Source organism: Rhodoferax sp. GT1R46, assembly GCF_056521285.1.
In genome coordinates, this window is the sequence record NZ_JBWMBC010000005.1 from 282,104 (window position 1) to 307,853 (window position 25,750).

26 protein-coding genes, 1 pseudogene and 1 riboswitch are annotated in these 25,750 nt (G+C 58.9%); of the genes and pseudogenes, 6 read left to right on the plus strand and 21 right to left on the minus strand.

Annotation, left to right across the window (positions count from 1 at the left end; genetic code table 11):
- Positions 1-40: 40 nt before the first annotated feature.
- The 7 genes from AC097W_RS13420 to ycaO form a co-directional block, all read right to left on the minus strand.
- Entirely contained in the window at positions 41-727 is a 687-nt protein-coding gene (locus AC097W_RS13420; protein WP_479603060.1) for a TetR/AcrR family transcriptional regulator, read from the minus strand.
- 141 nt (positions 728-868) lie between these two features.
- Positions 869-1,561 (minus strand): nucleoid occlusion factor SlmA, encoded by a 693-nt coding sequence (slmA, locus tag AC097W_RS13425; RefSeq protein ID WP_479603061.1) that lies wholly within the window; start codon positions 1,559-1,561, stop codon positions 869-871.
- A 56-nt stretch (positions 1,562-1,617) separates the two neighbouring features.
- Complete coding sequence (locus AC097W_RS13430) at positions 1,618-3,072, minus strand: ATP-binding protein (RefSeq protein ID WP_479603105.1); 1,455 nt, start codon at positions 3,070-3,072, stop codon at positions 1,618-1,620.
- Between the two features lie 20 nt (positions 3,073-3,092).
- Positions 3,093-3,824 (minus strand): response regulator, encoded by a 732-nt coding sequence (locus AC097W_RS13435; protein WP_479603063.1) that lies wholly within the window; start codon positions 3,822-3,824, stop codon positions 3,093-3,095.
- A gap of 26 nt (positions 3,825-3,850) precedes the next feature.
- Entirely contained in the window at positions 3,851-4,741 is an 891-nt protein-coding gene (gene argB / locus AC097W_RS13440; protein ID WP_479603064.1) for an acetylglutamate kinase, read from the minus strand.
- 157 nt (positions 4,742-4,898) lie between these two features.
- Positions 4,899-5,774, minus strand: a complete 876-nt coding sequence (locus AC097W_RS13445) for a PA4780 family RIO1-like protein kinase (RefSeq protein WP_479603065.1) — start codon at positions 5,772-5,774, stop codon at positions 4,899-4,901.
- 4 nt (positions 5,775-5,778) lie between these two features.
- Positions 5,779-7,515, minus strand: coding sequence for a 30S ribosomal protein S12 methylthiotransferase accessory factor YcaO (gene ycaO, locus AC097W_RS13450; protein ID WP_479603067.1), 1,737 nt, complete (start codon positions 7,513-7,515; stop codon positions 5,779-5,781).
- Positions 7,516-8,239: 724 nt separating this feature from the next.
- Positions 8,240-8,348: riboswitch (TPP riboswitch) on the plus strand.
- A gap of 79 nt (positions 8,349-8,427) precedes the next feature.
- Between ycaO and AC097W_RS13455 the strand changes: the two genes are divergently transcribed.
- On the plus strand, positions 8,428-9,729 hold the full coding sequence (locus AC097W_RS13455; protein ID WP_479603068.1) for a purine-cytosine permease family protein: 1,302 nt from the start codon (positions 8,428-8,430) through the stop codon (positions 9,727-9,729).
- Here the strand turns inward: AC097W_RS13455 and thiD are convergent.
- The 4 genes from thiD to AC097W_RS13475 form a co-directional block, all read right to left on the minus strand.
- Positions 9,726-10,580, minus strand: coding sequence for a bifunctional hydroxymethylpyrimidine kinase/phosphomethylpyrimidine kinase (gene thiD, locus AC097W_RS13460; protein ID WP_479603070.1), 855 nt, complete (start codon positions 10,578-10,580; stop codon positions 9,726-9,728). The genes AC097W_RS13455 and thiD overlap by 4 nt on opposite strands.
- Positions 10,570-11,217: a thiamine phosphate synthase gene (thiE, locus tag AC097W_RS13465; RefSeq protein WP_479603071.1), complete on the minus strand. Its 648-nt coding sequence runs from the start codon at positions 11,215-11,217 to the stop codon at positions 10,570-10,572. Before thiE ends, thiD begins: the two co-directional genes overlap by 11 nt.
- A 17-nt stretch (positions 11,218-11,234) precedes the next feature.
- On the minus strand, positions 11,235-12,068 hold the full coding sequence (gene thiM, locus AC097W_RS13470) for a hydroxyethylthiazole kinase (RefSeq protein WP_479603072.1): 834 nt from the start codon (positions 12,066-12,068) through the stop codon (positions 11,235-11,237).
- Positions 12,069-12,295: 227 nt separating this feature from the next.
- Positions 12,296-13,096: an IclR family transcriptional regulator gene (locus AC097W_RS13475; protein WP_479603073.1), complete on the minus strand. Its 801-nt coding sequence runs from the start codon at positions 13,094-13,096 to the stop codon at positions 12,296-12,298.
- Between the two features lie 160 nt (positions 13,097-13,256).
- Between AC097W_RS13475 and AC097W_RS13480 the strand changes: the two genes are divergently transcribed.
- Genes AC097W_RS13480 through AC097W_RS13495 form a run of 4 tightly spaced genes read left to right on the plus strand, consistent with a single transcriptional unit; the run spans position 13,257 to position 16,723 of the window.
- Positions 13,257-14,222, plus strand: coding sequence for an MBL fold metallo-hydrolase (locus AC097W_RS13480; RefSeq protein WP_479603074.1), 966 nt, complete (start codon positions 13,257-13,259; stop codon positions 14,220-14,222).
- Between the two features lie 45 nt (positions 14,223-14,267).
- Positions 14,268-15,950: an FAD-dependent oxidoreductase gene (locus AC097W_RS13485; protein WP_479603075.1), complete on the plus strand. Its 1,683-nt coding sequence runs from the start codon at positions 14,268-14,270 to the stop codon at positions 15,948-15,950.
- A 1-nt stretch (position 15,951) separates the two neighbouring features.
- Positions 15,952-16,176, plus strand: a complete 225-nt coding sequence (locus AC097W_RS13490) for a DUF2783 domain-containing protein (protein ID WP_479603076.1) — start codon at positions 15,952-15,954, stop codon at positions 16,174-16,176.
- Between the two features lie 10 nt (positions 16,177-16,186).
- On the plus strand, positions 16,187-16,723 hold the full coding sequence (locus AC097W_RS13495) for a VOC family protein (RefSeq protein WP_479603078.1): 537 nt from the start codon (positions 16,187-16,189) through the stop codon (positions 16,721-16,723).
- A 351-nt stretch (positions 16,724-17,074) separates the two neighbouring features.
- On the opposite strand, the gene AC097W_RS13500 is transcribed toward AC097W_RS13495, so the two are convergent.
- A complete protein-coding gene (locus tag AC097W_RS13500) occupies positions 17,075-17,497 on the minus strand; it encodes a hypothetical protein (protein ID WP_479603079.1) in 423 nt (140 codons plus the stop codon).
- Between the two features lie 446 nt (positions 17,498-17,943).
- Positions 17,944-18,234 carry a class I SAM-dependent methyltransferase gene (locus AC097W_RS13505; RefSeq protein WP_479603080.1) on the minus strand — a complete coding sequence of 97 codons (291 nt, stop codon included), beginning with the start codon at positions 18,232-18,234 and terminating at the stop codon, positions 17,944-17,946.
- Between the two features lie 294 nt (positions 18,235-18,528).
- Between AC097W_RS13505 and AC097W_RS13510 the strand changes: the two genes are divergently transcribed.
- Positions 18,529-19,908 carry an MATE family efflux transporter gene (locus AC097W_RS13510; protein WP_479603081.1) on the plus strand — a complete coding sequence of 460 codons (1,380 nt, stop codon included), beginning with the start codon at positions 18,529-18,531 and terminating at the stop codon, positions 19,906-19,908.
- A 275-nt stretch (positions 19,909-20,183) separates the two neighbouring features.
- Here AC097W_RS13510 and AC097W_RS13515 read toward each other — a convergent pair whose 3' ends face one another.
- The 8 genes and pseudogenes from AC097W_RS13515 to tnpA form a co-directional block, all read right to left on the minus strand.
- Positions 20,184-20,600: a DUF6622 family protein gene (locus tag AC097W_RS13515; RefSeq protein ID WP_479603082.1), complete on the minus strand. Its 417-nt coding sequence runs from the start codon at positions 20,598-20,600 to the stop codon at positions 20,184-20,186.
- Between the two features lie 72 nt (positions 20,601-20,672).
- The gene (locus AC097W_RS13520; protein ID WP_479603083.1) at positions 20,673-21,680 is read right to left on the minus strand and encodes an alpha/beta hydrolase family protein; all 1,008 of its coding nucleotides are present in this window, start codon (positions 21,678-21,680) and stop codon (positions 20,673-20,675) included.
- A 395-nt stretch (positions 21,681-22,075) separates the two neighbouring features.
- Entirely contained in the window at positions 22,076-22,387 is a 312-nt protein-coding gene (locus AC097W_RS13525; protein ID WP_479603084.1) for a hypothetical protein, read from the minus strand.
- A 219-nt stretch (positions 22,388-22,606) separates the two neighbouring features.
- Positions 22,607-22,786 carry a hypothetical protein gene (locus AC097W_RS13530; protein WP_479603085.1) on the minus strand — a complete coding sequence of 60 codons (180 nt, stop codon included), beginning with the start codon at positions 22,784-22,786 and terminating at the stop codon, positions 22,607-22,609.
- A gap of 212 nt (positions 22,787-22,998) precedes the next feature.
- Positions 22,999-23,217 (minus strand): annotated as a pseudogene (locus AC097W_RS13535) (TSUP family transporter); the annotation flags it as partial.
- A gap of 91 nt (positions 23,218-23,308) precedes the next feature.
- Entirely contained in the window at positions 23,309-24,889 is a 1,581-nt protein-coding gene (gene tnpC, locus AC097W_RS13540; RefSeq protein WP_479603086.1) for an IS66 family transposase, read from the minus strand.
- A gap of 82 nt (positions 24,890-24,971) precedes the next feature.
- Positions 24,972-25,316, minus strand: coding sequence for an IS66 family insertion sequence element accessory protein TnpB (gene tnpB / locus AC097W_RS13545; protein ID WP_479603087.1), 345 nt, complete (start codon positions 25,314-25,316; stop codon positions 24,972-24,974).
- The gene (gene tnpA / locus AC097W_RS13550) at positions 25,313-25,711 is read right to left on the minus strand and encodes an IS66-like element accessory protein TnpA (protein WP_479603107.1); all 399 of its coding nucleotides are present in this window, start codon (positions 25,709-25,711) and stop codon (positions 25,313-25,315) included. The genes tnpB and tnpA overlap by 4 nt, the downstream gene beginning before the upstream one ends.
- Positions 25,712-25,750: the final 39 nt, after the last annotated feature.

The following is a 25,750-nucleotide window of genomic DNA, read 5'->3' on the forward strand; positions in this document are numbered from 1 at the left end:
AAATTACTCCTAGTAAGACTAAAAAAATCAGGTTAAAAATTCAGGAAATGGAATGTGCGCCGTAGCGCGCAAGAATGTTGGCAAACCCCTTGTTGGCACGTTCCACCGAGCCAGGGTTTTTCAGAAAACGGGCCTCGTAGTGCAAGGCCAAAATCAGTCCGTGGATCTCAAAGGCCATTTGCTGGGCATCGGCATCGGGTTGCAGGTGACCGCACTCCTTGGCGCGCTCAACGGCACGGTCCAGGGCGTTCAGCCAGATCTGGACCGATGTAGCCAGCGCGTCCCGAACCGGCCCCGGTCGGTCATCAAATTCGACGGCGCCACTGATGAAAATGCAGCCAGACTGAATCTCTACGGCAACCCGCTTCATCCAGTTGGAAAACAGGGCCTGAACGCGGGGAAAGCCCTGGGGCTCTTTCATGGCGGGGTAAAAAATCTCTTGCTCGAAGCGGGCAAAGTACTCGCGGATCACGGAGATCTGCAACTCTTCACGCGAGCCAAAGTGGGCGAAAACGCCGGATTTGCTCATCTTGGTAATTTCAGCCACCGCACCGATGCTGAGACCCTCCAGCCCGATCTGCGTAGCGAGGCCAAGCGCTGCTTCCACAATGGCCTGCTTGGTTTGCTGCCCTTTGTGCAGCGCTCTGCCCGACGGAGCGCCGCCAGAGCGCGCTGAAGACGGCCTGGCCTTGCGGATCAACTTGGCAGAGAGGGAAGCGATGGACATGGACTGAAAATACCACAAAATAGAACGATCGTGCTATTTTGCAGTATTTTCCCGGCCTGCCCCCAAAAATCCGGGCTTTAGAGTGATTTTTCTAACCGAACCGCGGGTTTACCCGCGCACAGCCCCTGCAATGCCCGCCGATTAGCCGAGTACGAGATGCAGGCTGGCGTCCAGATGCTCGGACGGCAGGCGCTTGTAGCCCGATCGCACGAAGCGCTGCAAGCGCCCGGCCACAAAGGCCGATAGCACGGAGGCACGCAACTGCGCATCCACGGTCGGAGTGGCCGAAGCGGCGGCGGCCCCATCACGCAGGCACTGTTTGAGCGTGGCTTCAATCTTGTCAAAAAACTGATTCATGCGCTGCTGCAGGCGTTCGTTCTCAAACACCAGGGCGTCTCCCACCATGACGCGGGCCATGCCGGGATTCTTCTCGGCAAACTGCAGCAGCATGGCAACGACCCGGGCCGCCTGGCGGGACCCCGCATCGGCGGATGCATCTGCGGGCGTCGACTGCTCTCGCTCGGCGATCTGGTTGATAAGTGAAAAAACCGTCTGCTCGATGAATTCGATCAGGCCCTCGAACATTTGCGCTTTGCTGGCAAAGTGGCGGTAGAGGGCCGCCTCACTCACCGCGAGGCGGGCCGCCAGCGCGGCGGTGGTGATGCGCTCACCCCCGGGTTGCTCCAGCATGCTGGCTAGGGCCTGCAAAATTTGGACCCGTCGCTCTCCAGGCTTGGGGCGCTTGCGGGCAACGGAGACAACGGGCGCTTCAGCATCCACCGTGGTCGTCTCGGAGAAATCGGCTTCGATGGAAGTGTTGAGGGCGTCTGGCATGGTGCTCAAAGCGGTGGTTTGCAATCATTCTCGCACAGCATCTCTCAGGGTTTTGCCTAGTCTGGCAACCACAACGAGACCCTCAGGCCGCGTCCCCCAATGCCACTTTCTACCCGCAAACCACCATGGTGAGCCCGTGCAATTTCTTCAGCAATGGCAAGGCCCAAGCCACTTCCCTCACCGACCGTGCCTGGCACGCGGTAGAACCGCTCCAGCACGTGCTGCCGCTCCGACGCAGGTACTCCCGGGCCATCGTCTTCCACCTCCAGAAAGGGTTGCGACAGACCCTGTGCATGGGCGTTGGCCCAGCCACAACGCAGCGTGACCCGCCCGCCTTCGTGCGTGTAGCGAATCGCGTTGTCCACCAGATTGCCCAGCAGCTCGCGCAGCAACCACTCGTGCCCGGTCGCACGCACGGGCTCCACTTCCAGCCCGAGGTCAATGTCTTTGGCGGTTGCCGCATCCAGATGCGTCTCCAGCATCCATTCGCATAACTGCTTCAGGTCCACCCGCTGCATCGGTTGGGTATCGGCACTGCGCGGATCAGCCCTGGAAAGGGCCAGTAGCTGGTTGGCCAACTGGGACGTGCGGCGTGCGGCCTGGCGCAACTTGAAAACCTGATCCGCTCCTAAAGTAATAGCAGCTTGCGCTGGTTCCACGCGGGCTGGAGGCAGATTGTTCACCCCATCTATAAGCAGGGGTGGTTGACCCGCGGGGCTGCTGACCGCCTGCGCCCATGCCTCGGCCTGGGCTTGCAGGCCCGCCAGTGGCGTCCTGAGCTGGTGCGCGGCATCCGCCACAAAGCGGCGCTGACTTTCTGCCTGGGCGTTGACCAGGTCAAACAGCCGGTTGAGGGACTTCACCAGCGGGCGGACTTCATCGGGCGAACCGTCGGCGTCCAGCGCCGACAGGTCACGTGGAGACCGCCGCTCCACCGCCTCCTTGAGTTCAATCAGCGGACGCAGGGCGCGGTTGACCGCCCAGTTCACGGCAAAAAAAGCCGACAAGACCAACAGCAGGTTAGGTAGGGCCACCTTGACCCACAGCAGGCGCAACCACTGCTGGCGGGGGTCCGACCCATCGGCCAGCCGCAGTACCAGCTCACCGGCCACGGTATTCATCCGCTGGCTGACGATGCGATAGGTAACGCCCTCGTGCTCCTGGCTGCTGAATTCAGCTTCCCCCGTTGCGGGTGGCAGGCCACTCAACCAGGAATCCCCCCACAAGCTGCTCCCTTCAAGCCCAACCAGGGCGAAGGCAGACAGACCGGGGCGTTCCCGCAAGAAATCTTCGACCGGGGGAGCCATCAACAAAACGGGTGGGGCACCGTCGGTCGCACCGGGCGCCACGACCGACCCCGCCATCAGGGGCATCATATTGAGCAGCTTGCGATCCTGCTGCAGGGCCGCGCTGTCAGCAGAACGCAGATCAAACCAGGTGTTCAGCGCCGACAGCAGGAATAAGGGGACCAGCAACAAAAGCAGCAGGCGGCGCTGCAGGCCCGATGCCATGCCGACATTCGCAGGCATGGTCAGCCCACTGAAGCACCGTCGGCGGAACCGGTAGCGCCGACCGGGGCCACCAGTTCCAGCCGGTAGCCAAAGCCACGAATCGAGCGCAATGCCAGGCCATAGGGCTCCAGCTTGCCGCGCAGGCGCGAAATGTAGACCTCCACGGCATTGGGGGTGATCTCCTTGTCCCAGCCGGTGAGGGCCTGCAGAAGCTTGTCCTTGTTGGCGGGCTTGGGGGCCTGCAGCATCAGGTACTCCATGACCGTCCATTCCCGGGGTCCCAATTCAATGGGTTGCGTGGTCGCAGGGGACTCCGCCGTGCGTATGCACGCCAGGCGCAACGCAGTGTCGAGTTCCAGGGGCCCAAAGACCAATGTCGCCGATGTCGCCGCCTGCGAGCGGCGCAAAAGCGCGCGCAGCCGGGCCAGCAACTCGGGCAGCTCAAAAGGTTTGATCATGTAGTCATCACCGCCCATGTCCAGGCCCTGCACCCGGTCCTGCAGCGCATCACGCGCCGTCAAGATCAGCACGGGCATGGAGTACCCTTCCCTGCGCAGGCACTGGGTCAACTCCAGGCCATTCATGCCCGGCAAGCCGATGTCAATCACCGCCAGATCAAAGGTCTCCGCACGGGTGACCTCCAGGGCGCGTTCGGCACTGCCCACCCAGTCCACCGCGTAGCCCGCACCCGCAAGCCCCAGCTTGATGCCGCTGGCCACCATGACGTCGTCTTCCACCAGTAAAAGTCGCATGAAATCAGCCTCCAGCCCCGTTTGCCTCAATGCGACCGGATCATGGTGCCAAAGGCCTGGTCGGTCAAAATTTCCAGCAACAAGACATGGGGCACCCGGCCGTCAATGATGTGCACCGAGTTGACACCGCTCTTGGCGGCGTCCAGCGCACCCGCAATCTTGGGCAGCATGCCGCCCGAGATGGTGCCGTCCGCAAACAGTTCGTCGATACGACGCGCCGTCAGGTCGGTCAGCAGCTTGCCTTCCTTGTCGAGCACGCCACTGATATTGGTCAGCATCATCAGCTTTTCGGCCTTGAGCACAGTGGCCAGCTTGGCGGCCACCACATCGGCGTTGATGTTGTAGCTCTCGTTGCTTTCGCCAAAGCCGATCGGGCTGATGACGGGGATGAAGGCGTCGTCCTGCAAGGCCTTGACCACACTCGGGTCGACGCTGACGATGTCGCCCACCTGGCCAACGTCGTGCTCAACCGTCGGGTCGACGTTGTCCATCATCTTGAGCTTTTGCGCGCGGATCATGCCGCCATCGCGCCCGGTCAGGCCCACCGCCTTGCCGCCGGCCTGGTTGATGAGGCCCACAATGTCTTGCTGCACTTCACCGCCCAGCACCCACTCCACCACTTCCATGGTTTCGGCGTCGGTCACGCGCATGCCCTGGATGAACTCACCCTTTTTGCCCAAGCGCTTCAGCGCGCTTTCAATCTGCGGCCCGCCGCCATGCACCACCACCGGGTTGATGCCGACCAACTTCAGCAACACGACGTCTTCAGCGAACGCTTTTTGCAGTGCCGGATCGGTCATGGCGTTGCCGCCGTACTTGATGACCATGGTTTTGCCATGGAACTTGCGGATGTAGGGCAGCGCCTGCGCCAAAATTTCGGCTTTGTCGCTGGGGGCAATGTGGGGGGAGTCAGTCATGGTGGATCAGTTCACAAGTGAGGGGGCCGGGGAATGCCGGAATTGTGCCGCAATGTTTGTCCCCGACTACGGCCGGCCATTGGGCTTGCACGTATTTTGCTATTGAATTCATAGCTGCTTGCGCATATTCTGCGGGGGCTAGAGGCCTGTTTGACTACTAACGCGTGGGACGCAGCTGCGTTTCGGGCTTGACACCGGCCATACGCGCCAGGCGGGCTTCTTCTTCGTCGCGTGCGGCGTCAATCACGCGCATCACGCTCTTGAGGTCGGTGGGCTTCTCGTCGCGCTTGAAGTGACCGGAGAGCTCGGTCTCAGGCTGCAGCGCGGCGGTCTCGTACAGCGACCAGATCTCCTTGCCGTAGTCGGTGCGCAGCAACTCGGGGGCGAACTGGCCAAAGTAGGTGGCGAGGTTTTCCACATCGCGCTCCAGCAGGCGGGCGGCGTTGTTGTTGGCGGCGGCATCAATGGCCTGCGGCAGGTCGATGATGACCGGGCCATCGGCATCCACCAGGATGTTGTACTCCGACAAATCGCCATGCACGATGCCGGCACACAGCATGTAGACCACCTGGCGAATCAGAAATGCGTGGTATTTGCGGGCGGTCTCGGCGCTGAGCACCACGTCGTTGAGCCGGGGCGCAGGCATGCCATCGGCGTCACACACCAACTCCATCAACAACACACCTTCGTGAAAGTTGTAGGGCGTGGGCACGCGCACACCGGCAGCGGCCAATCGGTGCAGCGCATCCACCTCGGCATGCTGCCAGGCCGCCTCTTGCTCCTGGCGGCCGTAGCGCGAACCCTTGGCCATGGCGCGGGCCTGACGGCTGTTTTTGACCTTGCGGCCTTCGGTGTAGTCCACCGCCTGACGGAAGCTGCGCTTGTTGGCCTCTTTGTAGATCTTGGCGCAGAGCACATCGTCACCGTTCTTGACGACAAACACCATGGCTTCTTTGCCGCTCATGAGCTGGCGTACCACGGTGTCGATCAGTCCGTCTTCAACCAGCGGCTCCAGTCGTTCGGGGGTTCGCATGGCTTCAGGCGGCCTTGTGGAGTTTGCCGTAGGCGGTGAGCAGGCGCTGGTGCATGTCGCAGTGGGCCAAGTCGAGGCCGAGCGAGGGCTGACCAAAGAAGCGCAGCTCACCCACCAGCAGGGCGCGCGCCTGGCTCAGCGTGTCCGCACCGTAGAGGCTTTGCAAAGCCGCCTCATAACGGGCAGCGCCGTGGCCGGCGTCGAGTTGTTGCAGGTTTTCGATGCAACCGTACACGCGCAGGCGATCGGCGTTGATCTGGCCGAAATGGCGCATCCACTCGCATCCCTCTGCGACCGCGGCCTGGTTCCCACAGGCCAGCGCCAGCAGGGTTTTGAGTTCGCCCACGCGCAGGTCTTTCCAGAACGCATCTGCGCCGGGCGCCAGACCAATCAGGGCAGCCACCAGGCGGTCTTCGGTCAGGCCGTTTTCGTTGAGGGTGTCGAGCAGGTCGCTGCACTCTTCGTTGTCGAGCTCGCTCAGGTGACAGATGGCCTCGCGAATGGGGTTGGCAACGCTGTTGTTTTCCCACTCCAGCTCGTCAACCGGGTAGATCTCTGACATGCCGGGCACGATGATGCGGCAGGCATATACGCCCAGGTGGGTGAAGTCGGCCACATAGATGTCCATGCCCGTGGCGTGGATGGTGTTGACCGACCACGCATAGTCTTCGGCCGTGGTGGTGCTGAAGTTCCAGTCGGCAAACGGGAAGTCGGGCTTCGTGCCCAGGAAGTTCCAGCTGATGATGCCGCTTGAATCCACAAAGTGAATTTCGATGTTGGGCGAGCTGGCAATTTCTTCCATGTCAAAACCAGGGGCCGGAAAGCCCGCCAGCGCGTCCAGCGCACGGCCTTGCAGCAGTTCGGTGAGGGCGCGCTCCAGCGCAATTTCAAAGCGCGGGTGCGCGCCAAAGCTGGAGAAGCAGCCCTGGTCCACCGGGTTGAGCAGGGTCACGTTCATGACCGGAAACTTGCCCCCCAGCGAGGCGTCTTTCACCAGAATGCCAAAGCCTGCGTCGCGCAGGCCCTTGATTCCGGCCGCAATGCGGGGGTAGCGGTTGATCACCGCTTCGGGCACATCCGGCAGGCACAGACCTTCGCTGATGATGCGGAACTTGATGAAGCGCTCAAACACCTCGGACAGCGCCTGCGTGCGGGCTTCGGGCGGCGTGTTGCCGGCCGACATGCCGTTGCTGACATACAGGTTGCTGATGATGTTGACCGGGAAATAGGTGACCGCGTCATCACGCAGGCGCACGTACGGGATGGCGCAGATGCCGCGCTCCATGTGGCCTGAGTTGAAATCGACCAGCGTGTGGGCATCGATGGTGCCGCGCGGGTTGTAAAACTTTTGCAGCTCGGGGTTCAGCAGGCCCAGCGGCCATTCTCCGTTCTCGCCCGGTTGGAACCATTCTTCTTGCGGGTAGTGCACAAAAGCGCGCTCTTCACTCTCGGCGTAGGGGTAGCCGAGGTAGTAATGGTTCCAGAAGTAGTTGCATGACAGGCGTTCAAAAAACTCGCCCAGTGCGCTGGCCAGCGAGGCCAGTTTGGTAGCGCCTTTGCCATTGGTAAACATGATGGGGCAATCGCGGTCGCGCACATGCACGGACCAGATGCCGTCGATGGGGTTGAGCCACGAACGCTCTTCCACATGGAAGCCCAGGGCCAGCAGCTTGGCTTGCATGGAGTTGATGGACGACTCTAACGAGGCGTCTTTGCCGACGATGAAGCTTTCTGTGGTCACGGGGGAATCCTGGTAAACGCTGCGCAGAGCGTGAAGATGAAACAGTTTTCAACGACCCAAGCGGTCGAGAAAAAAAGCCCACAGGGCGTGGGCTTGTTGGTATGGCGTTGCCAGCATTTTAACGCGGGCTTCCGTTTCAGTCGTGGATACCCCTTGGCCTCTGTATTCCCCTGACGCACAAACAGGAACGGGTGGAACGCAATAGAACCGATCACGCGTTTGCACAGGCGCCAACGAAAAAGGGTGCCAAGTTACCTTGACACCCTTCTTCCGGTGGCGGCTAAGCTTTATTTGCCAACAGCAACGGCAGGCTTCACAGCAGTACCCTTACTGGCTTTGACATGCTTTACCTTTTTGACTGCATGGGCCTTTTTTGCGGCAGGCTTTGCAGTCATTCCGCCATCGGCCACTGCGATTGAAGGTGCCGTTACGGTGGCTGCAATAGGGGCTGCCTTGGGTGCCGCTGGAGCCTGGGCAAATGAAACAGCTGCAACGCTTGAAAGAACGGCCGCAGCGACAAGGGTTTTGAAATTCAACATGTTGTGTACTCACTCTATTACGACAGTCGCCAAAGCTCCGACTGTCACGAGCGGCCCAGCTTGTTTGCCGGGCTTGTAGTAACAACGCGGGGTTTGTGCTGACGTTGACCACATTCACGATTGTTTACACAGCGCGCCTGCCGCGCTCATTCCCTCGCTTAAAATCCACAGCGTGTTCGCAAGAGCACATTCGCTAGGGGTGTTGCTTCGCGTTCAAAAACGCAGAGCGACTGAGAAAGTCCCTTTGAACCTGATTGAGGTAATCCTCGCGCAGGGAAGCTGGTCCAGCCACGTTGTCACGGTCTTCTCATTTGACATAAGCCCGTGGCTGGGCAAACGCCCACCTGCCAACACTTTTGCTTGGAGCAAATGTATGGCAAATACAAAAAAAACTGACGCAGTGAATGAAGCCTTGGCGCCCATCGCCAACGCCGACCGCGTTTTTAGCTGGAATGAACATGCGTCCCTCTGGTTCAGTCTGGGCGTGGGCTTGCTGGTCATGCAGATTGGCGCCTACCTTGTGCCTGCGGTGGGTACCCGTGATGCGGCCATCGCCATTGTGCTGGGGTCCCTGGTCGGCTCCGGCTTGCTGGCCTGGACCGCCCGTCTGGGTTGCGAAAGCGGACTGACCAGTGCGGGCTTGATGCACAGCACCTATGGCAGCCTGTTTGCACGCTTGCCCGTGTTGCTCAACATCGCCCAGTTGATTGGCTGGACCACGTTTGAACTGGTGGTGATGCGCGACGGCACTGCCGCAGTGGCCAAGCAGTCTTTGGCCCTGTCACTGAACGGGCCGTCGGGGATCGCCATCACGACTTTGTTGTGGGGCGGTGTGCTGGTCTTGTTGCTGTCGGGCTCCATGACCAAACTGGTGCGCAAGTTGATTGGGCGCTTCGGCTTGCCATTGGTCATTGCATCGCTGCTTTGGCTGACATGGCAGTTCGGCATTCAGTTGCATGCCAAAGGATTCGATGCCTTCTGGGCCAAACCCGGTGACGGCAGCATGGGTTTGCTGGCGGCCATGGATCTGGTGATTGCCATGCCCGTATCGTGGCTGCCACTGGTGGCGGACTATGCGCGCCACGGACGTTCAGGGCGCAGCGCCATGAGCGGCACCTGGCTGGGTTATGCCCTTGCCAACATGTGGTGCTACGCGCTGGGCGTGATGGTTGCCAACGTCGCACAGCCGGATATGGACCTGGTCAGTGCACTGCTGCTTGCACAGGGTGGACTGATTGCCCTGAGCCTGATTCTGGTGGATGAGATCGACAACGCCTATGGCGACGTTTACTCGGGTGCCGTATCAGCCCACAGCATCAAGCCATCGTGGTCGATTCGCAAATGGGGCGTGGGTCTGGCCATTGTTTGCACGGCTCTGGCCATGGTGTTGCCCATGCACAGCCTGGAACCTTTCCTGCTGATGCTGAGCTCCGTTTTTGTTCCTTTGTACGGCGTCATACTGGGCCGACTGGGACTGGGCCAGGCAGTTTTCTCTGCACCGAATAGCAAAATCGACTATGTGGCTGCGACCCTGTGGGTTGTGGGCATTGGCCTCTACCAGGCATTGGCCGCCTGGGCTCCGCAATGGGGCGCTACATTGCCCACGCTGGCCGTGACATTCGCGCTGGCTTGGGCTAGCCGCCCCCAGCGCACAGTGCTGGCTGCCCGCGTCTAAAGCGGGACCAGCCGCATCGCAAGAGGAGCGAACCCGTGGTTTAGCGGGCCGCCTCCTTGGCCGGTGCGCACCTGCGAGCCACTCTGCAGGGCGCCGCGAATGTAGGTTCTTGCGCTCTGCACGGAGTCAATCAAGGATTCACCTACGGCCAGGTACGCGGCAATGGCCGATGACAGCGTGCAACCCGTGCCGTGGGTATTGGCACTGCGGATGCGTGGTGCGCGCATCCATAAACGCGCCCCCTTGGCATCCAGGTACAGGTCTGAGACCGTGTCTCCAGCCAAATGCCCTCCCTTGAGCAGGACGGCATGCGCACCCATTCTCAGCAGGTCGGCAGCCGCCGCTTCCATGTCGTGTTCTGAGGCGAGCGCGCGCCCGACCAGCAGGGCCGCTTCGTCCAGATTCGGTGTGATCAGCGCCACACGGGGAAACAGTTCTCGCACCAACACATCCACCGCCGTGTTGTCGATCAGGACCGCGCCACTGGTGGCGACCATGACCGGATCGAACACCACGTGAACAAGGGCGTGCCGGTCGATGGCTTGGGCCACGGTGTGCACGATCTCTGGAGAGTGCAGCATGCCGACTTTGACGGCATCTACACCGATGTCTTCGACCACTGCGTCAATCTGATCGCGTAGCATCGCTGGCGGGATGGGGTGAATGGAACGCACACCGCAGGTGTTCTGGGCGGTCAAGGCCGTGATGGCCGTCATGCCAAAACACCCCAGCGCTGAAAAGGTCTTGAGGTCAGCCTGAATACCGGCGCCCCCTCCGCTGTCGGACCCGGCTATCGACAGGACGCGCGGGTAGCGGTATGAGAACGGATAAATAAGCGGTTCATTCGCCATGGAATATCTTCCTGAAATTTCTTGCTGCATCGGCCGGATCAGGCGCAGAACACAGCGCGCTGACAAGGGCCAGACTGTCTGCGCCGGCCTCCAGTACCGCGCGCGCATTGCCAGCGTGAATGCCACCAATTGCCACCAGCGGCAAATCGGTACGGGCACGCGCCTCGCGCAAACCCTGCAGTTCCCAAGGGGCCAAGGTATCTGTTTTGGTGGCCGTGGCAAACACAGGGCTGACGCCCAGATAGTCCACGGGCAGAGTGGCGCTGTGCACAACCTGGTCCAGCGTCTCGACCGAAAGGCCAATGAACACCTCCGGGGGCAACAAGCGCCGCGCGTGCGCGACAGGCATGTCGCCCTGGCCCAAATGCACGCCTTGCGCCGCGCAGGCCATGGCAATATCAATGCGGTCATTGATGACCAAAGGGATCTTCAAAGGCCCCAACAATTGACTCAGCGCGATGGCCTGGGCACAGAAGTCCCGCGTGTTGAGCGTCTTTTCGCGCAGCTGCACGCACGTCACGCCACCCTGCACCGCGGCCATCACCACATCCGCCAGCGTGCGCCCCCTCAAGCTGGCCTGGTCGGTAACCAGATACAGACGCAGCGCCCTCAATAGCGCGGACCTGTCGTATCGCATGGCGGCTATAGCGCCCGCTACCACGGCTCAACTTTTAGCTGCAAGCGGGCCTCGAAGGTGGCTTGGTCCAGCAACTGCAGTTCGTCGAGCATGGTGACCTGCATGCTGCCCACCCCCTGGCGACGCACCACGGATTTTTCGGCCGCAACTTCACCGACAACTCCCATCAGCGCCATGGCGGACACAGTGGCGCGCCATGCATCGGGTTGCACTGCGCAGAAGGCGCCAATGAGCGCGGTGGCGGAGCAGCCAACGCCGGTAATTCGGGTCATCCACTCGTGTCCATTGGACAGCTGGGCCCAGCGGTGCTTCGCGTCCAGAATATGGTCCGTCTGCCCGCTCACGCAGACCACTCCTTGTGTACGTTGCACCAAGGCTAAGGCCGCTGCGATGGCGTCATTGGCTGCCGCAGTGCTGTCCACACCGCGCGTTTGCACGCTGTCACCCGCCACGCTCATAATTTCGGAGCCATTACCGCGAATGACGGTTGGAAGTGCGGTGTTGAGAAGAAGCTCAATACTTGCGTTTCTGTACGGTGTGGCACCCGCGCCGACCGGGTCGAACACCACGGGAATACCGCGCCGATCCGCGGCGACCATGGCGAGGCGCATGCTCTCAATCCAGTAGGGATCCAGTGTGCCGATGTTGACCACCAGAGATTGCGCAATGCCGACCATGTCAGCCACCTCTTCATGGGCATGGGCCATCACGGGCGATGCGCCAACCGCCAGCAACACGTTGGCGTTGAGATTCATCACAACCAGATTGGTGATGCTGTGAACCAATGGCGCACCGGTGCGCACCGCCAGAATGTCCGACCAAATGTCAGAGGAAGAAAGATTTTCAGCCATGCGGCTCCTAAAAAAGGTTCGACGGTGGCACGCCGGCCGTAGCAGGCTGTACAACCAAAAAGCTGAATTATCCCGGTATTCCGCACGAGACGAAGATGCTCACGCTCTGCTGTTTCCCGCCATACCGAATGGACCAAAAGCATCGCTTTTGCGTCGAGCTGGGGAGTCGCTGCTGCGGCTGTCTGACGGTGTGCGTGTTCACTGGCCGTGCAAATGCCTGCGCGTTCTTATTCGTACTTCGAATCAGAAAACCCCAGACTACGGGATAGCTCCTTAGCAACCTCTTTGAGAATGCGGGCGTTCTCGCAACCCCAGTCTGGATCAAAACCGCCCGTTGGGCCAATGATGGTGATGGCTACGGCAATATGCCCGTTGCTGTCAAAAACCGGAGCGGCAAAAGCACTGACACCGGGGATCGGACGACCAATGACGCGCGCCATGCCATGATCCCGCACATCCTGCAGGGTTGGCTGAATCTCTTTCCAACTGCAGACGGCGCCAACGACGTGCGGAACCGCGCCTGGGTGCGCCGACTCACCAACATAGCGCTCCACTGTTTTGGCGGGCATGTAGGCGCCGAAAACCTGGCCAGTTGCAGTAGTTAGCGCCATTACGGTGCCTGGCCGCAGGTTCATATGAATCGGATAACTGGACTCCTCAAGGTGAATCACCGTGGGCCCCGCGTTACCCCACACCGACAACGCAACCGTATGGTGAATCCTCTGCTCCAGCCCCACAATGGCGGCCATGCCCAATCGCACCGGGTTCAATTGACGCAGGCCCGCAAGCCCCATGCGCAAGGCCAGGGGCCCTAGTCCGTAACGCCCTGAAACAGGGTCCTGTGCGACTAACCCGATCTTCCCAAAACTCACCAGATAGGGATGTGCCTTGGCGGGGCTCATCTGGGCGTTCTCTGCGAGTTGCTTCAAGGACATCGCGGTGCCAGCATCGGCCAAAGCGATGAGTAGCTGCCCACCGACTTCAATCGACTGGATGCCACGTCTCTCTCTTTCGTCGTCGATATGCATTGCGGTTTGATGGGTAGCAAATAACCCAGCATATCAGGCACGACCCGCCATTTCGCCATTCACAAATTTATGCACCAAGACGGACATATTCGTTAATGACAAATGAATTGCATATTGTTGAAATGCAGGATAAGATTTATTCACTATCTAGGGGACATACATGACCAAGAAATTTGCGTCCGTAGCGGACATGGAAGTCAAGAAAACGACTTTTACACAGTTGTCCGATCATTGCTGGGCTTACACCGCTGAGGGCGATCCCAACACGGGTGTCATCATTGGCGAAGACGCCGTTTTGGTCTGCGACGCCCTGGCCACGCCGGTGATGGCGCAAGGTTTGATCGAAGAGATTCGAAAAGTCACCGACAAACCCGTCAAATACGTGGTTCTGTCGCACTACCACGCGGTGCGTGTCCTCGGCGCATCCGGCTACAAGGCGGCAGGAATGCAGGAAATCATTGCCAGCCAGGGCACTTACGAAATGATCGTCGAGCGTGGCGCCCAAGACATGCAGTCCGAATACGAGCGCTTTCCGCGCCTCTTCCAGAACTTCGACTCCATTCCTGGTCTGACTTGGCCCACGTTGGTCTTCAAAGACGAAATCACATTGTGGATGGGCAAACTGGAAGTCAGGATCATGCATGTTGGTGCAGGTCACACTAAAGGCGACACAATTGTTTGGGTCCCGGCTGAAAAGGTCCTGTTCTCCGGCGATCTGGTTGAGGCTGATGCTGCTTGCTACACAGGCGATGCCCAGCTTGCAGAGTGGCCCGCAACGCTGGACGCGCTGGCCGCCTTGGGCGCACAAAAGTTGGTGCCTGGCCGCGGGCCAGCACTGCTCTCGCCAGAACGGGTTCAAGAAGGTCTTGACTACACACGTGATTTTGTGACCACGCTACTTGGCTCAGCCAAAGAAGCTGTGGCACAAGGAATGAACCTTAACCAGGCCATGGTTCACTGTCGCAAGGCGATGGACCCCAAATTTGGTCAGGTCTTCATTTACGAACACTGCCTGCCATTTGACGTGACCCGCGCAGTGGACGAGGCCAACGGCATCAAGCACCCGCGTATCTGGACTGCTGAGCGCGATCAGGAAATGTGGCATGGACTGCAAGCTGCTCCATGAATACGCATCGGCATAGCCGCGACCAAACAACCAAGCGGAGATCCAATGCTGCGCACCTACACCTATCCGTGTTACGACTACGTTCGGCCGCCTGAACTGCAGGGTGGCACAACCCAACGCTATCCGGTAGTAGTTGTTGGCGCGGGGCCGGTTGGACTTGCCGCGGCCATTGATCTGGCTCAGTCGGGTATCCCCGTGGTGCTGCTCGATGACGACAGCACCGTTTCAGTTGGATCGCGCGGCCTGTGCTACAGCAAGCGCACACTCGAAGTGCTTGATCGTCTGGGTGTGGGCGACGACACAGTCGCCAAAGGTGTCAGCTGGAGCGTGGGCCGAACCTATTTCAATCAGGAGGAAGTCTTTCGCTTCAACCTTATGACGCAACCCGACTACAAGCGCCCGGGGATGGTCAACCTGCAGCAGTATTACCTCGAAGAATATGAAGTCAAGCGGGCTAGACAACTGCCCAACCTGGACTTGCGCTTTCGCAGCAAAGTGGTTTCGGTTACGCCCGATGGCAAAGGGGCCGCGTTGACAATTGAGACGCCAGACGGAACATACTCGTTAGAGACAGACTGGCTGGTAGTTGCAGATGGAGCACGCAGCAATATCCGTCGAATGATGGACCTGGAGATTGAAGGCAAGATCTTCATGGACCGATTTTTGATCGCTGATGTTGTGATGCTCGCGGATTTTCCCTCCGAACGCTGGTTTTGGTTTGACCCTCCATTTCACAAGGGGCAGTCCGTCTTGTTGCACCGCGAGGCTGACAACGTTTACCGCATCGATTTCCAACTCGGCTGGCAGGCAGACCCTGAAGAGGAAAAGAAACCAGAAAACGTCATCCCACGCATTAAGGCCATGCTGGGTGATGACCGTCAATTCGAGTTGGAATGGGTGAGCGTCTACACCTTCCAGTGTCGACGGATGACCGAATTTCGACACGGACGTGTCCTGTTTGCGGGGGATGCAGCCCATCAGGTGTCCCCGTTCGGCGCCCGCGGCGCGAACTCGGGAATTCAGGATGCTGACAATTTGGCGTGGAAACTGAAACTCGTCATCGAAGGTAAGGCGCCTGATCGCTTGCTCGACAGCTACTCGCAAGAGCGCACTTTTGCTGCCGACGAGAACCTTATGAATTCAACGCGATCTACCGACTTCATCACCCCCAAAAGCAAAACCTCGCTCACATTTCGAAATGCAGTTCTGGCGTTGGCGCGTGAGCATGCATTTGCGCGTGCCCTAGTCAACTCAGGACGCTTGTCCGTCGCGACCTATTTGACAGAATCGCTACTCAACACGCCGGACACTGCCATCTTCAAAAGCAACATGGTGCCCGGGGCTGCAATGGATGATGCACCGATGCGGGAGAACGGCGAAGACTTTTGGCTAGTCGATCGCGTCGGCAACCAATTCATGGCGCTGGTCTATGTGAACAACGCAACGACGCTCGATCCCACCACCGAGCAAAAGATCAAAGAACTGAGACAAAGCCCCATCCCGCTGCAGGTTGTTCTGGTGTCCCCCAGCCCATGCGACAACACCGCGAATATTCGGATTTTTCACGATCACCGCGGACGATTCTTCGAGCGTTATGACAGCGCGCCCGGAACGACTTACCTGATGCGACCAGACCAACATGTCGCCGCTCGCTGGCGGGCTTTTGATGTTTCGCAGGCGTTGGAAGCAGTGGCCCGCGCGACCCTGAACTCAACGGCAGGAGCTTGAGATGCCACTGAATTTGAACCCCAATTTTTTCGAACCCGGCAAGCACTACTTTCATGCATTTTCGCCCGGCGATGACTTTTATGAGTCGCTCATCGAAACACACCTTGGTCTGAACGACGAACAAAGCGCCATGCTCAACTCCAAGCTGGTGCTGCTGCTTTCCAACCATATTGGCGACATCACTGTTCTACGTGAAGCCATGAAAATCGCGCGCTGCGGCATCTAAGGAGAACATCTTGAAGATCAAGAGAATTCATCACGTCGCCTACCGATGCAAAAATGCCAAGGAAACCGTCGAGTGGTACGGCAAGCATCTCAACATGTCGTTCATTCTGGCCATAGCCGAAAACGAGGTGCCATCGACAAAGGAGGCAGATCCCTACATGCACGTCTTTATGGACGCTGGACAAGGAAGCGTTTTGGCCTTCTTTGAGCTCCCGACCAAGCCGCCCATGGGCCGTGACCTCAACACACCGGAGTGGACGCAGCATCTCGCCTTTGAGGTTGACACTTTGGATGCCATGCTGGAGACCAAGGCTAACCTGGAAGCTGCAGGTGTCAATGTTCTCGGACCCATAGACCACACCATCTTCAAATCGATCTACTTCTTTGACCCGAATGGACACCGCCTGGAGTTGGCAGTGAAAACCGCTACGCCACGAATGGAACAGATGCTGGACGACGTGAAGTGGGCCATGCTTGAGGAATGGGATCAGACCAAGCGCGCACCCCAACATGCTGCTTGGCTGCACGACGGCAACATGGCATCCTGAGAGGAGCCAATGGCGACAACAAGGCTCTTGCATGTGCGCCCAAGGAGAGTGCGTTGTCGAGGGGATCGATAGGCAAACGGAAACTCTGCTAACTGTCGATGCTAATTTGACCAAGGGTGTCTGTTTCCACTGACGGGGCATTGCCGACCCCAGCGCACGTCGATGTTTGCGTTTGCTGCTTCTGCGGTGATCACCGTTTTTCGGCACCGTCTCTATTTCGCTTAGATACCAGGCGATGGCACAAAACTCTTTGGCCAAACATATCCAGGATAATCAGCGCCGACACAAGAAGTAAGCGGCTATGAATTTGTGTTTTTCAGAACTGTTTGCCGAACCAACCAAAAAGGAAATTTAAAAAATGGCAACTGCAAAAAAAGCGGCCCCTAAAGCTGCAACCACTCTGTCGAAATCCGCTCCTGCTAAAGCATTGAAACCCTTGGCAAAAAAGGTAGCACCAAAAGCTGCAGCAGTTCCTGCCAAGAAAGCATCCGCCAAAATGGTGAAGCCCACTGCCAAACCAGCAGCAGCGAAGAAGGCTCCAGCGTCCAAAGCTGCCAAGGCCGTTGCAAAGATCAATGCGAGCCTCGTCAAGTTGAACGAGCGCAAGGCAAAGATCACCCTTGAAATCAATGCCCTGAAGGACCAGCGCACGCAATTGAAGGCGACACCCGCACCCGCTGCAGTTCCTTCCAAAGCGGTCAAGGCTGCGCCTCGCAAGCTTGCAAAAGCCAAGTAATTTTGAGTTTGCTCTGAAGCACTGGATTCGTGATCCATCCAGTGAATGGGTCCAATTGGAGTATTGATTCTTCAAGCACTAGTGGAAATGCCCTCCGGATACAGAAACTCTTGGGGGGCATTTCTTTAGGCCGTTGTCGTCATGCAACTCGCCCAGTCGGACTGAAGGGCCTGCACTGTTTTCAAGTACGACAGGGCTGCTTGCGTTCAGTGCACCTAATCGGGTAACGATTTCCCGTGTGTGGGGCGCTCCTGACTGCATGTAATCCCTCTCGGCTAACGCAGGAAAAAGGCGCAACCAGATCGCCCTCGCATCGGGCCATCTTCCGAAAGACGTGGGCTTTAGCTCAGAGCACCATTGCGGCCCAAGATCAAATTTTCTTGAAAAACTGCAGGTGACTGCAATGACGATCGCCTGAATCTCCCCGTTGACTTGGCCCATACCAAAGCGCTGGCCAATAGCGGCGGTGGCAATATTCCTCGCTTCACTCAAGATGGAAGCCTCGCGTGCCTCGTTTTCGAGGTGTAAGGGTGTCACTTGACAGTATGCAATCCCGACAATCCGCGGCGATTCGGCGAAGCCCGCTGCCTTGTCCGGAAAAAGACATAGCGCCGAACTGGCACACGAAAGCATCGAGCCTGCCATCGGCGAACGGAAGGTTCATCGCATCTGCCTGCTCCAACGTGACTGGTCGACTCGTTCCGATGCTCATGGCATGGGCGAGCATCGCCTGATTCAGCTCGGTCGCATAACGGGCAAATATCAGTGGCACCATCTATTGCTCATACAACTGCGCAATAGATCCAGAGAAGATTCGATCGCCATTGAACGACTTCATGATGTTCGACTCCGGAACGTGCATTTCATGCCCTCTAAAAGTGATCAATCGGACCCAAGTGTTCCGCTCTTCTTGATTGATACAACGTGCATTTCTGGTCCTGAATCCCTTGGTTGATCGGGAATTGTTGCTGACTCACCCTTAAGTCGACAAAACTGTTTTTCCCGATCTGTGCCTGTTGGCCGTACTCCGGTATTCGGCTTACGCATTGATTTCAGGTATCGTGCCCCCATGAATTCAACCGCTAGCGCACCCGCCTCGGCTGCCCCACCGACCCCACAGAAACCCCGCTTTGTCACCGGCTCGCTGATGCGCCACATTGTGGTCATGGCGGGCACTGGGGCCATTGGGCTAGTTGCTATTTTTGCGGTGGACCTGATCAACTTGCTCTACATCTCCATGCTGGGCGAACAGGCGATCGCGGCCGCTGTAGGTTTTGCGGGTGTGGTGGGGTTCTTTCACCTGTCTATCTTCATTGGCCTCTTGATAGGCATTACTGCCACGGTGTCGCGCACGATCGGGTCGGGGCACATGCCCGAGGCGCGGACTCTGGGCACGTCGAGTCTGGTACTGGTCGCCGGGCTAGCGGTATTGATGTCGGCGGCAACGTTGTTGTGGCTGGAGCCGATCCTGCAGCTGCTGGGCGCGCGTGGCCGAGTGCTGGAGTTGTCGCACCGCTACCTCACAATTGCGTTGCCATCCACCGTGTTTCTTGGCGTAGGCATGGCCTGCTCGGCCCTGATGCGGTCTGTGGGCGACGCGCGCCGCTCGATGCTGGTCACGCTGATTCCGGCCATCGCGACCGCGGTGCTGGATCCGCTGTTTATTTTCGGCTTCAATCTGGGCCTGGACGGGGCTACCATTATGGTGGTTATTGCGCGCACGGTGTTGGTGGGCGTGGGCCTGTGGGGTGCGTGGCGAGTGCACAAGCTGCTCGCGCCATTCAACGCGTCGCGCTTGCGCCCAGACGCGCAGTTGCTGTTCAAAGTTGCCGGCCCTGCGATGCTGACCAATCTTGCCACCCCGGTCGGGGCGGCCTTTGTGACTCACAGTGTGGCCGGTTTTGGCGCGGCTGCGGTGGCAGGGCAAGCTACGATCGAGCGGCTTACGCCCGTGGCGTTCGGGCTGATTTATTCGCTCAGCGGGGCCATCGGTCCGGTGTTGGCACAGAACCTTGGGGCCAAGCGGTTTGATCGGGTACAGCAGGCACTGCAGGCGAGCCTAACCTTCATGGTGGTGGCGGTGACTTCGGCCTGGCTGTTGTTGGCACTGCTGCAAGGTCCGCTGGTGACCGTGTTTTCCCTCGGCGGCATGGCCGCCACCATGGTGCAGGCGTTTTGCAGCTGGATTGCGGCCAGCTTCCTGTTTGTCGGCGCGCTCTTTGTGGCCAACGCGGCCTTCAACAACCTCGGCAGGCCCTTGTGGTCCACCGCCTTCAACTGGGGCCGGGCCACGCTGGGCACTATCCCGTTTGCCTGGTGGGGCGCGCACTACGGGCCTGTGGAAGTGCTGGCCGGCCAGGCGGCGGGCTCGGCCATTTTCGGGTCGCTGGCGCTGCTGAGTGCCTTTTGGCTCACGCGGCAGCTGCGCCGGACTGGTAACGGCAGGTAAATTAGTCCGAAAGTGCGAAGAGCAAGTCATTCACTGTACTTTGACAAAGGCCTGCTACGTGAATGGCCGCGATCTGGCAGCGTTTTCCATATCCTGCAAGCCGCTTTGAGGCGCTATGTAAATCTCTCCATAGCGACCCAAGCGGACGTAGTTCTTCAGAAGTTCTTGCCAGTTAGCGCGCATTCGTTGGCAAAAATCGTGAAGGCAACAATGCTGCGATACCCACCGAAGCCCAAATCGAAACCAGTCGTTCAATCGGTCGTTTCTGCTGGGCTTCAACGTCTGAGGTAATCCCTTCGAGCCCGCGCAATGAGGTTGATTGCTCTGGACGCGAAATAGCCGCTAAAGATGCCGTATGCAACGCAAAGCGCTCCAATGAAGGCGGGTACGCCAATGATGGTTGCATTGAGGGCTCGCATCACAGCGAAAACATACTTTGTCAAAAAGATTGCGAGGATGACGGCAAATGGTGTCCAGCTGCCAGGGATGACGAATTTCTGAGTTGGTTGGTCGTAGGCGATTCTCTTGTCTCTGAAGAGAAAGTATCCAATGCCGGCGGTGGCCATAAGTGCCACTCCCCATGCGGCAATGGGGAGTGGCAGAAGACCGAAGCTTGAATGAATTCCTGCAAGCAACAGCGCGAAGAGAAGAAACACCCAAATGGGTGTGTGCGTAAGAATTTCAGTGATCAAACTTGTCTCCTTCTGGATCGGTAGTGGGAGTCAATCTAAAGGCCGTCTTCCTGCCCATGGCAATAGGCCGGATCAGGTTCCCGAACCGGCTCTCAGTGTCTTGTTCAGGAAGTTCACGACCGCTGCGTTGAAGTTCGCGTGAAACGCCGCCCGGTCGAAGGCGACCGCACTGGTGCAAATAACAGGCACCATCGATACCAGCGCGGTACTGCAAGGCGCCAGAAAATCGTAATGCCCTGCATTTGCAACGACGTGATAGTCCGGCGCCTGCGGCATCGCGAGTTTCACCGCTTCTGCGTATCGCGGGTTCGGAAGCAATGCATCGTTTTCGGCACGCCAGAGTTGCACAGGCACCGTGACGTTCTTGAGCCCGTCGGGAGAGAACGTGAATCCAAGCGCGGGTGCGGCCACCACTGCGGACTTGATGCGAGGATCGGCCACACGGGCTGTTGCGGAAGTGAGGGGCACTGCGCGATTGCTGCCGCTCTTCGCGATAAGCTGGCATGCAAAGTCTCCAGGGTACTGGCGGCACTCCGGCCCGACTTTTGAAAAATCAGGAATGCCACCGACGCTTACCAGCGTGGTGAAGCCGCCCGCTGAGAAACCAAACATGCCGATGCGAGCCGGGTCGATCGTGGCGTGGCCATCCCAAGTCGACAGCATGTGGTCGATCACCCGGCTGATCTGACGTGGCCGGTCCATGACGTCGGCGCTGCGGCTTTTGTCTGCGTAATTGTCACCGGTGTGCGTGACTGCCACCACGACAAAACCGGCGTCGGCCAGCGCGATAGCCGTGTCGAAATGACCGAGAAACGAGCTGCCCGTTCCATGCGACATCACGACCAGCGGCAGGGCCTTGCCTTGTGCGATGCCGTTGACGGCGACGCTCATCGTCGTCGGTCCCATGGCCATGGGCTGGACAGTGGCCTGGCTCGGGTACCAGATGCCGATTTCCAGTGGCTTGCCATCAGGATCGGCGGCAAAACCGTGTTGAAAGCCCGCGGCCTGGACGCAGGTGCCGGCGAGCGTGATGACGAAGGTGATGACAGCAAAGAATAGTTTTGATGTGAGCGTCTTCATGGGTGATGACTCCTAAGTGCAATTGAGGTCAGTGATCCTATGCTCTGCCCTGCAGTGGGTCTTCTTCTTTGCGACGAAGTGCCGGTTTCGAGGCACCAGGCGCCAACAACGGCCGTGCGATGCCGTGGCACGGCTCGCTGCGCGGGAGCAAGCACGCAGCAGCGTTTGCTGGACCCTTAAATAAGTTCATTGCATGGCTCACGTTGTTTGGATGCGGACTTCAGTAACGCTGACGTTCATGAAAGTCGACAGTTGGCTCAAAGTGACAGTTCGAATCAGCTGTCTGTAGGACTGCAACGGCCTAGATGGTCAGCTCATGTGATCCCGATTGTCCAGTGCCGGATAAAGACCCAACCAGATCGCAGCAATCAAGACCGTCCTGAGCCCCCCCAATACTACGGAACCCACGGCTCGCTGTGCTCCTGCCACAGCAGCATCAGCGTCATGCCCTTGCGGCGCAGTTCCTGGTGCATCAGGGCGAAATCGGGAGCGACAAAGCTGCTGGCACGCGTAGCCGCTCCCAGTAAATGGCTTTGCAGGTCCGTCTCGCTCATTGCCTCGATCTGGGGCCAGTACAGACCGCCATCGCTGGCAAGTTTGATGTACTTGGCAACCACCCCCTTAGAGATGCCAAGCGAGGCGGCGATGTGCCGCTGGGAGTGGTGGAGTACGAGTGTGAGACGCAGGACGTCTTTGATCTGACGCATAGTGATCCTTCGGATGTCGGGCAAGTCGGCTCCAGCAAAAGCTGGTGAGACTAGCCCGATCGGGTCGGGACAAATATGCGCAGCTCCTCACGCTGCTTACCGATTCGGATGGATCTGTGGCCGGTACCCACGTCGCCGAGGTCAAGGGGCAAATCAGGGCCGCCACCAACCGGTCACGGTAAACCGGAATGGGTGGTCACGATAAACCAGAATCGCTGGTCACGACAAACCGGAAGGGGTGGTCACGGTCGACCGGAATACCCAGTAGCGATGCGCGGCGTCACCAGTGGGCAAGGTCAACAACAAGGCCGGTACGAATTGAAACAAGCCGACCAGTCCCAGATACCTGCCACTGTGGGTGATGTCATACATGTACCTGGCAACAGCCACCATGAGCATCTGGTTTCCGGTGCCCCCCTCAGCCGCGCCGGCCAGGAGCGAATGAACTCGGCTTGGGCGACGAGTTTACGTATAGGAGTGCTTCGCACGCGCAGCAGTTCAGTCCGCAGCGGGGCTAGGGTTGCAGTTGCAGGCCAAGTAGGCCGCCATTACCTTCCAGAGGGCAATGCGCAAGTGGGACGACCTGCTTCATCTGCATCAGTTTGTCTGGATCAGATCGGCTTCAAGAACAGCCCTACTGTTAGACAAAGGCCAATGCAAACGATGGCAACACGAAGCGCTCTTTCGTTGATGCGGTGCAATGCCCAGGATCCCATCAAGCCGCCAACAATGGCGCCAGCACCCAGCACAATGGCTTCGTGCCAATGCACCTGTGGCGATGTCACGAAGAGAATCACAGCCGAAGCATTCATAACGCCGGCAAGCGCGTTCTATGTTGCACCCGCAAGGGAATTCTTTAAGCCTGCCCAGACGCCCGCCACAAGGTATGCGTCCGGCGAACACCCGTTGACGGCGTAACGGTTACGTGATCAGCGGCGCCCAGTTATGCGGCAGCAGCTCGTCAATGCGACTGTTTTTCTGAGTCGGCAAGCGTGCCAGCACATCCTTCAGGTACGCATACGGATCATGCCCATTGAGCTTGGCACTCTGGATCAGACTCATCACCGCAGCCGCGCGTTGGCCCGCACGCAGCGAGCCCGCAAACAACCAGTTACCCCGACCAATTGCAATCGGCCGAATCTGGTTCTCGATCCAGTTGTTGTCGATGGGCAGTCGTGCGTCTTGCACGAACCGGGTCAGTGCCGCCCAGCGTTTCAAACTGTAGTCCAGCGCTTTGGCGGTAGCCGTCCCATCAGTGACGCGTTGGCGCTGCAACAGCATCCACTGGTGCAAGGCATCGACCAGTGGTTTTGATTTGTCTTTTCGGATGCGGCCTCGCTCATCGGGCTTGAGATGTTTGACTTGCCGCTCGACCTCATATAGCTGCCCAATGGTGGTCAGCGCCTGGATGGCAATCTCGCTCTTGTTGCTGACGTGCAGGTCAAAGAACTTGCGCCGTGCGTGCGCCATGCAGCCCACCTCGGTGATGGCCGCACCAAAGCTGGCTTTGTAACCACTGAAGTCATCACAAACCAGCCCACCACTCCACTCCCCCAGGAATGCTCTGGCATGTTCACCGGCACGGGATTCACAGAAGTCGTAAACCACGGCTTTTACGTTCTCGAAGGCTCCCGGCGCATAGGCCCAAAGGTAGGCCCGGTGGGTCTTCTTGTTGCCCGGCTTGAGCATCGCCACCGGAGTCTCATCGGCATGCAGCACGGCAGACTGGAACATGGCCGTCTTCAGCGCATCGACCAGCGGCTGCAATTGCACACCACACACGCCCACCCACTGAGCCAGTGTGGAGCGGGCTATTGGATAGCCAGAACGCCCAAAGATGGTCTCCTGGCGATACAGGGGCAGATGGTCCGAATACTTGGCCACCAGAACCTGTGCCAGCAGGCCCGAGGTGGGCAGGCCCTTGTCAATGATCTGCGCGGGCACCGGCGCTTGCGTCAGGGTCTGGCACGCGGAGCATGCCCACTTGCCACGAACATGGCGCTGCACCGTGAGCACGCCCGGCGTGTAGTCCAGCTTCTCACTGACATCTTCGCCGATGCGCTTCAACTGGCAACCACAGGTGCAGGTGGTGCTGTCGGGCTCGTGGTGCAGATCAACACGGGGCAGCTCTGGGGGTAAGGCTGCGCGCTTGGGTTGCTGGCGGGGTTCTTTGGCTACTTTGTCCGGTGGTGCCAAGTTCTGGAGTTCTTGTTCAATGGCTGCGATGTCGGCATCAATGGTTTCATCGAGCAGACTGACCTGGCTAGCATCGAGTTGTTCGCGGCTGCGGCCAAACTTCCAGCGCTTGAGCACGGCCATCTCATGCGTGAGCTGGTCGATCTTGGCCTGGCGGTACAGGATCTCACGATCTTTGCTGGAGATGGTTTGGTCCAAGCCGGCAATCTGTTGGTCACGGTTGGAGATTTGTGCGATCAAATCACGGGCGAGTTCGCGCAGTTGCTCTGCGTTCAAACCAGACAGTAATTCGGGGGCGACAACCATGAATGCGAGTGTGCCCGCGCCCCATACAAAAGCCTATTGGAGCATCCCCCAATAGACGCAAATGCGCATCACAATCCGGCAATCACACCACGCTAATAATGCCGCCCTCGCCAATGCGCGACCAGGGCAAACCCAGTACCAAGGCATCCAATTGAGCGCGGCTCAGCCTCACGCGATTGGCACCACCTGCTGCACTTGTCTTGGGCCAGACGAAGTGGCCCTGGTGCAGCCGCCTGGCGGCCAGCCAGATGCCGATGCCGTCATGCACCAGCACCTTCATGCGATTGGCACGTCGATTGGCAAAGAGGTAGGCCGTATGTGGATGGGCGGCACCGAACACCCCCACCACGCGGGCCAGCGCCGTGTCCGTGCCAGCGCGCATGTCCAGGGGCACGGTGGACAGCCAGACCGCGTCGATACGGATCACAGCAAGCACTCGTGCAGCCACTGCGCGCAGGCAGCACCACCGGCAAGGGGCCAATGCACGACGATGCTGGTGTTGGCACGCTTGATTTCAATACGGATGTCGCCAGTGGGCGGGGCAGTTTCCGCTTCCTTGGCCTCACTCAAGGTGACCGGCACAAAGGTCTGTGGTCGGTTGATCAGAGTTCCCTGGTCGTGTTCGCGCAACCAACGGTGCACGATGTTGGCGTTGATGGCATGTTTGAGTGCGACGGCGGCAATGGATGCGCCAGGTTCAGCGCATTGCCCAACAACTTGGAGTTTGAACGCGGGACTGTAAAACGTTAGTGCAACATCCTTTCTGTAATTTCCCTGAGCATTGAACCTGGCGGTTCTTGGTTCTGGGGATTTTTTAAACAGGCCCCTGCCAGGCCGCCGGAGGCCCCCCTTGTCAGGGGT

What these genes read in the sequence shown, in the direction of transcription:
- AC097W_RS13420 (WP_479603060.1), bottom strand. Translation starts at nt 727, where the DNA reads ATGTCCATCGCTTCCCTCTCTGCCAAGTTGATCCGCAAGGCCAGGCCG.
- slmA (WP_479603061.1), bottom strand. Translation starts at nt 1,561, where the DNA reads ATGCCAGACGCCCTCAACACTTCCATCGAAGCCGATTTCTCCGAGACG.
- AC097W_RS13430 (WP_479603105.1), bottom strand. Translation starts at nt 3,072, where the DNA reads ATGGCATCGGGCCTGCAGCGCCGCCTGCTGCTTTTGTTGCTGGTCCCC.
- AC097W_RS13435 (WP_479603063.1), bottom strand. Translation starts at nt 3,824, where the DNA reads ATGCGACTTTTACTGGTGGAAGACGACGTCATGGTGGCCAGCGGCATC.
- argB (WP_479603064.1), bottom strand. Translation starts at nt 4,741, where the DNA reads ATGACTGACTCCCCCCACATTGCCCCCAGCGACAAAGCCGAAATTTTG.
- AC097W_RS13445 (WP_479603065.1), bottom strand. Translation starts at nt 5,774, where the DNA reads ATGCGAACCCCCGAACGACTGGAGCCGCTGGTTGAAGACGGACTGATC.
- AC097W_RS13455 (WP_479603068.1), top strand. Translation starts at nt 8,428, where the DNA reads ATGGCAAATACAAAAAAAACTGACGCAGTGAATGAAGCCTTGGCGCCC.
- thiD (WP_479603070.1), bottom strand. Translation starts at nt 10,580, where the DNA reads ATGGCGAATGAACCGCTTATTTATCCGTTCTCATACCGCTACCCGCGC.
- thiE (WP_479603071.1), bottom strand. Translation starts at nt 11,217, where the DNA reads ATGCGATACGACAGGTCCGCGCTATTGAGGGCGCTGCGTCTGTATCTG.
- thiM (WP_479603072.1), bottom strand. Translation starts at nt 12,068, where the DNA reads ATGGCTGAAAATCTTTCTTCCTCTGACATTTGGTCGGACATTCTGGCG.
- AC097W_RS13475 (WP_479603073.1), bottom strand. Translation starts at nt 13,096, where the DNA reads ATGCATATCGACGACGAAAGAGAGAGACGTGGCATCCAGTCGATTGAA.
- AC097W_RS13480 (WP_479603074.1), top strand. Translation starts at nt 13,257, where the DNA reads ATGACCAAGAAATTTGCGTCCGTAGCGGACATGGAAGTCAAGAAAACG.
- AC097W_RS13485 (WP_479603075.1), top strand. Translation starts at nt 14,268, where the DNA reads ATGCTGCGCACCTACACCTATCCGTGTTACGACTACGTTCGGCCGCCT.
- AC097W_RS13490 (WP_479603076.1), top strand. Translation starts at nt 15,952, where the DNA reads ATGCCACTGAATTTGAACCCCAATTTTTTCGAACCCGGCAAGCACTAC.
- AC097W_RS13500 (WP_479603079.1), bottom strand. Translation starts at nt 17,497, where the DNA reads ATGGATCACGAATCCAGTGCTTCAGAGCAAACTCAAAATTACTTGGCT.
- AC097W_RS13505 (WP_479603080.1), bottom strand. Translation starts at nt 18,234, where the DNA reads ATGGTGCCACTGATATTTGCCCGTTATGCGACCGAGCTGAATCAGGCG.
- AC097W_RS13510 (WP_479603081.1), top strand. Translation starts at nt 18,529, where the DNA reads ATGAATTCAACCGCTAGCGCACCCGCCTCGGCTGCCCCACCGACCCCA.
- AC097W_RS13520 (WP_479603083.1), bottom strand. Translation starts at nt 21,680, where the DNA reads ATGAAGACGCTCACATCAAAACTATTCTTTGCTGTCATCACCTTCGTC.
- AC097W_RS13525 (WP_479603084.1), bottom strand. Translation starts at nt 22,387, where the DNA reads ATGCGTCAGATCAAAGACGTCCTGCGTCTCACACTCGTACTCCACCAC.
- AC097W_RS13530 (WP_479603085.1), bottom strand. Translation starts at nt 22,786, where the DNA reads ATGCTCATGGTGGCTGTTGCCAGGTACATGTATGACATCACCCACAGT.
- tnpC (WP_479603086.1), bottom strand. Translation starts at nt 24,889, where the DNA reads ATGGTTGTCGCCCCCGAATTACTGTCTGGTTTGAACGCAGAGCAACTG.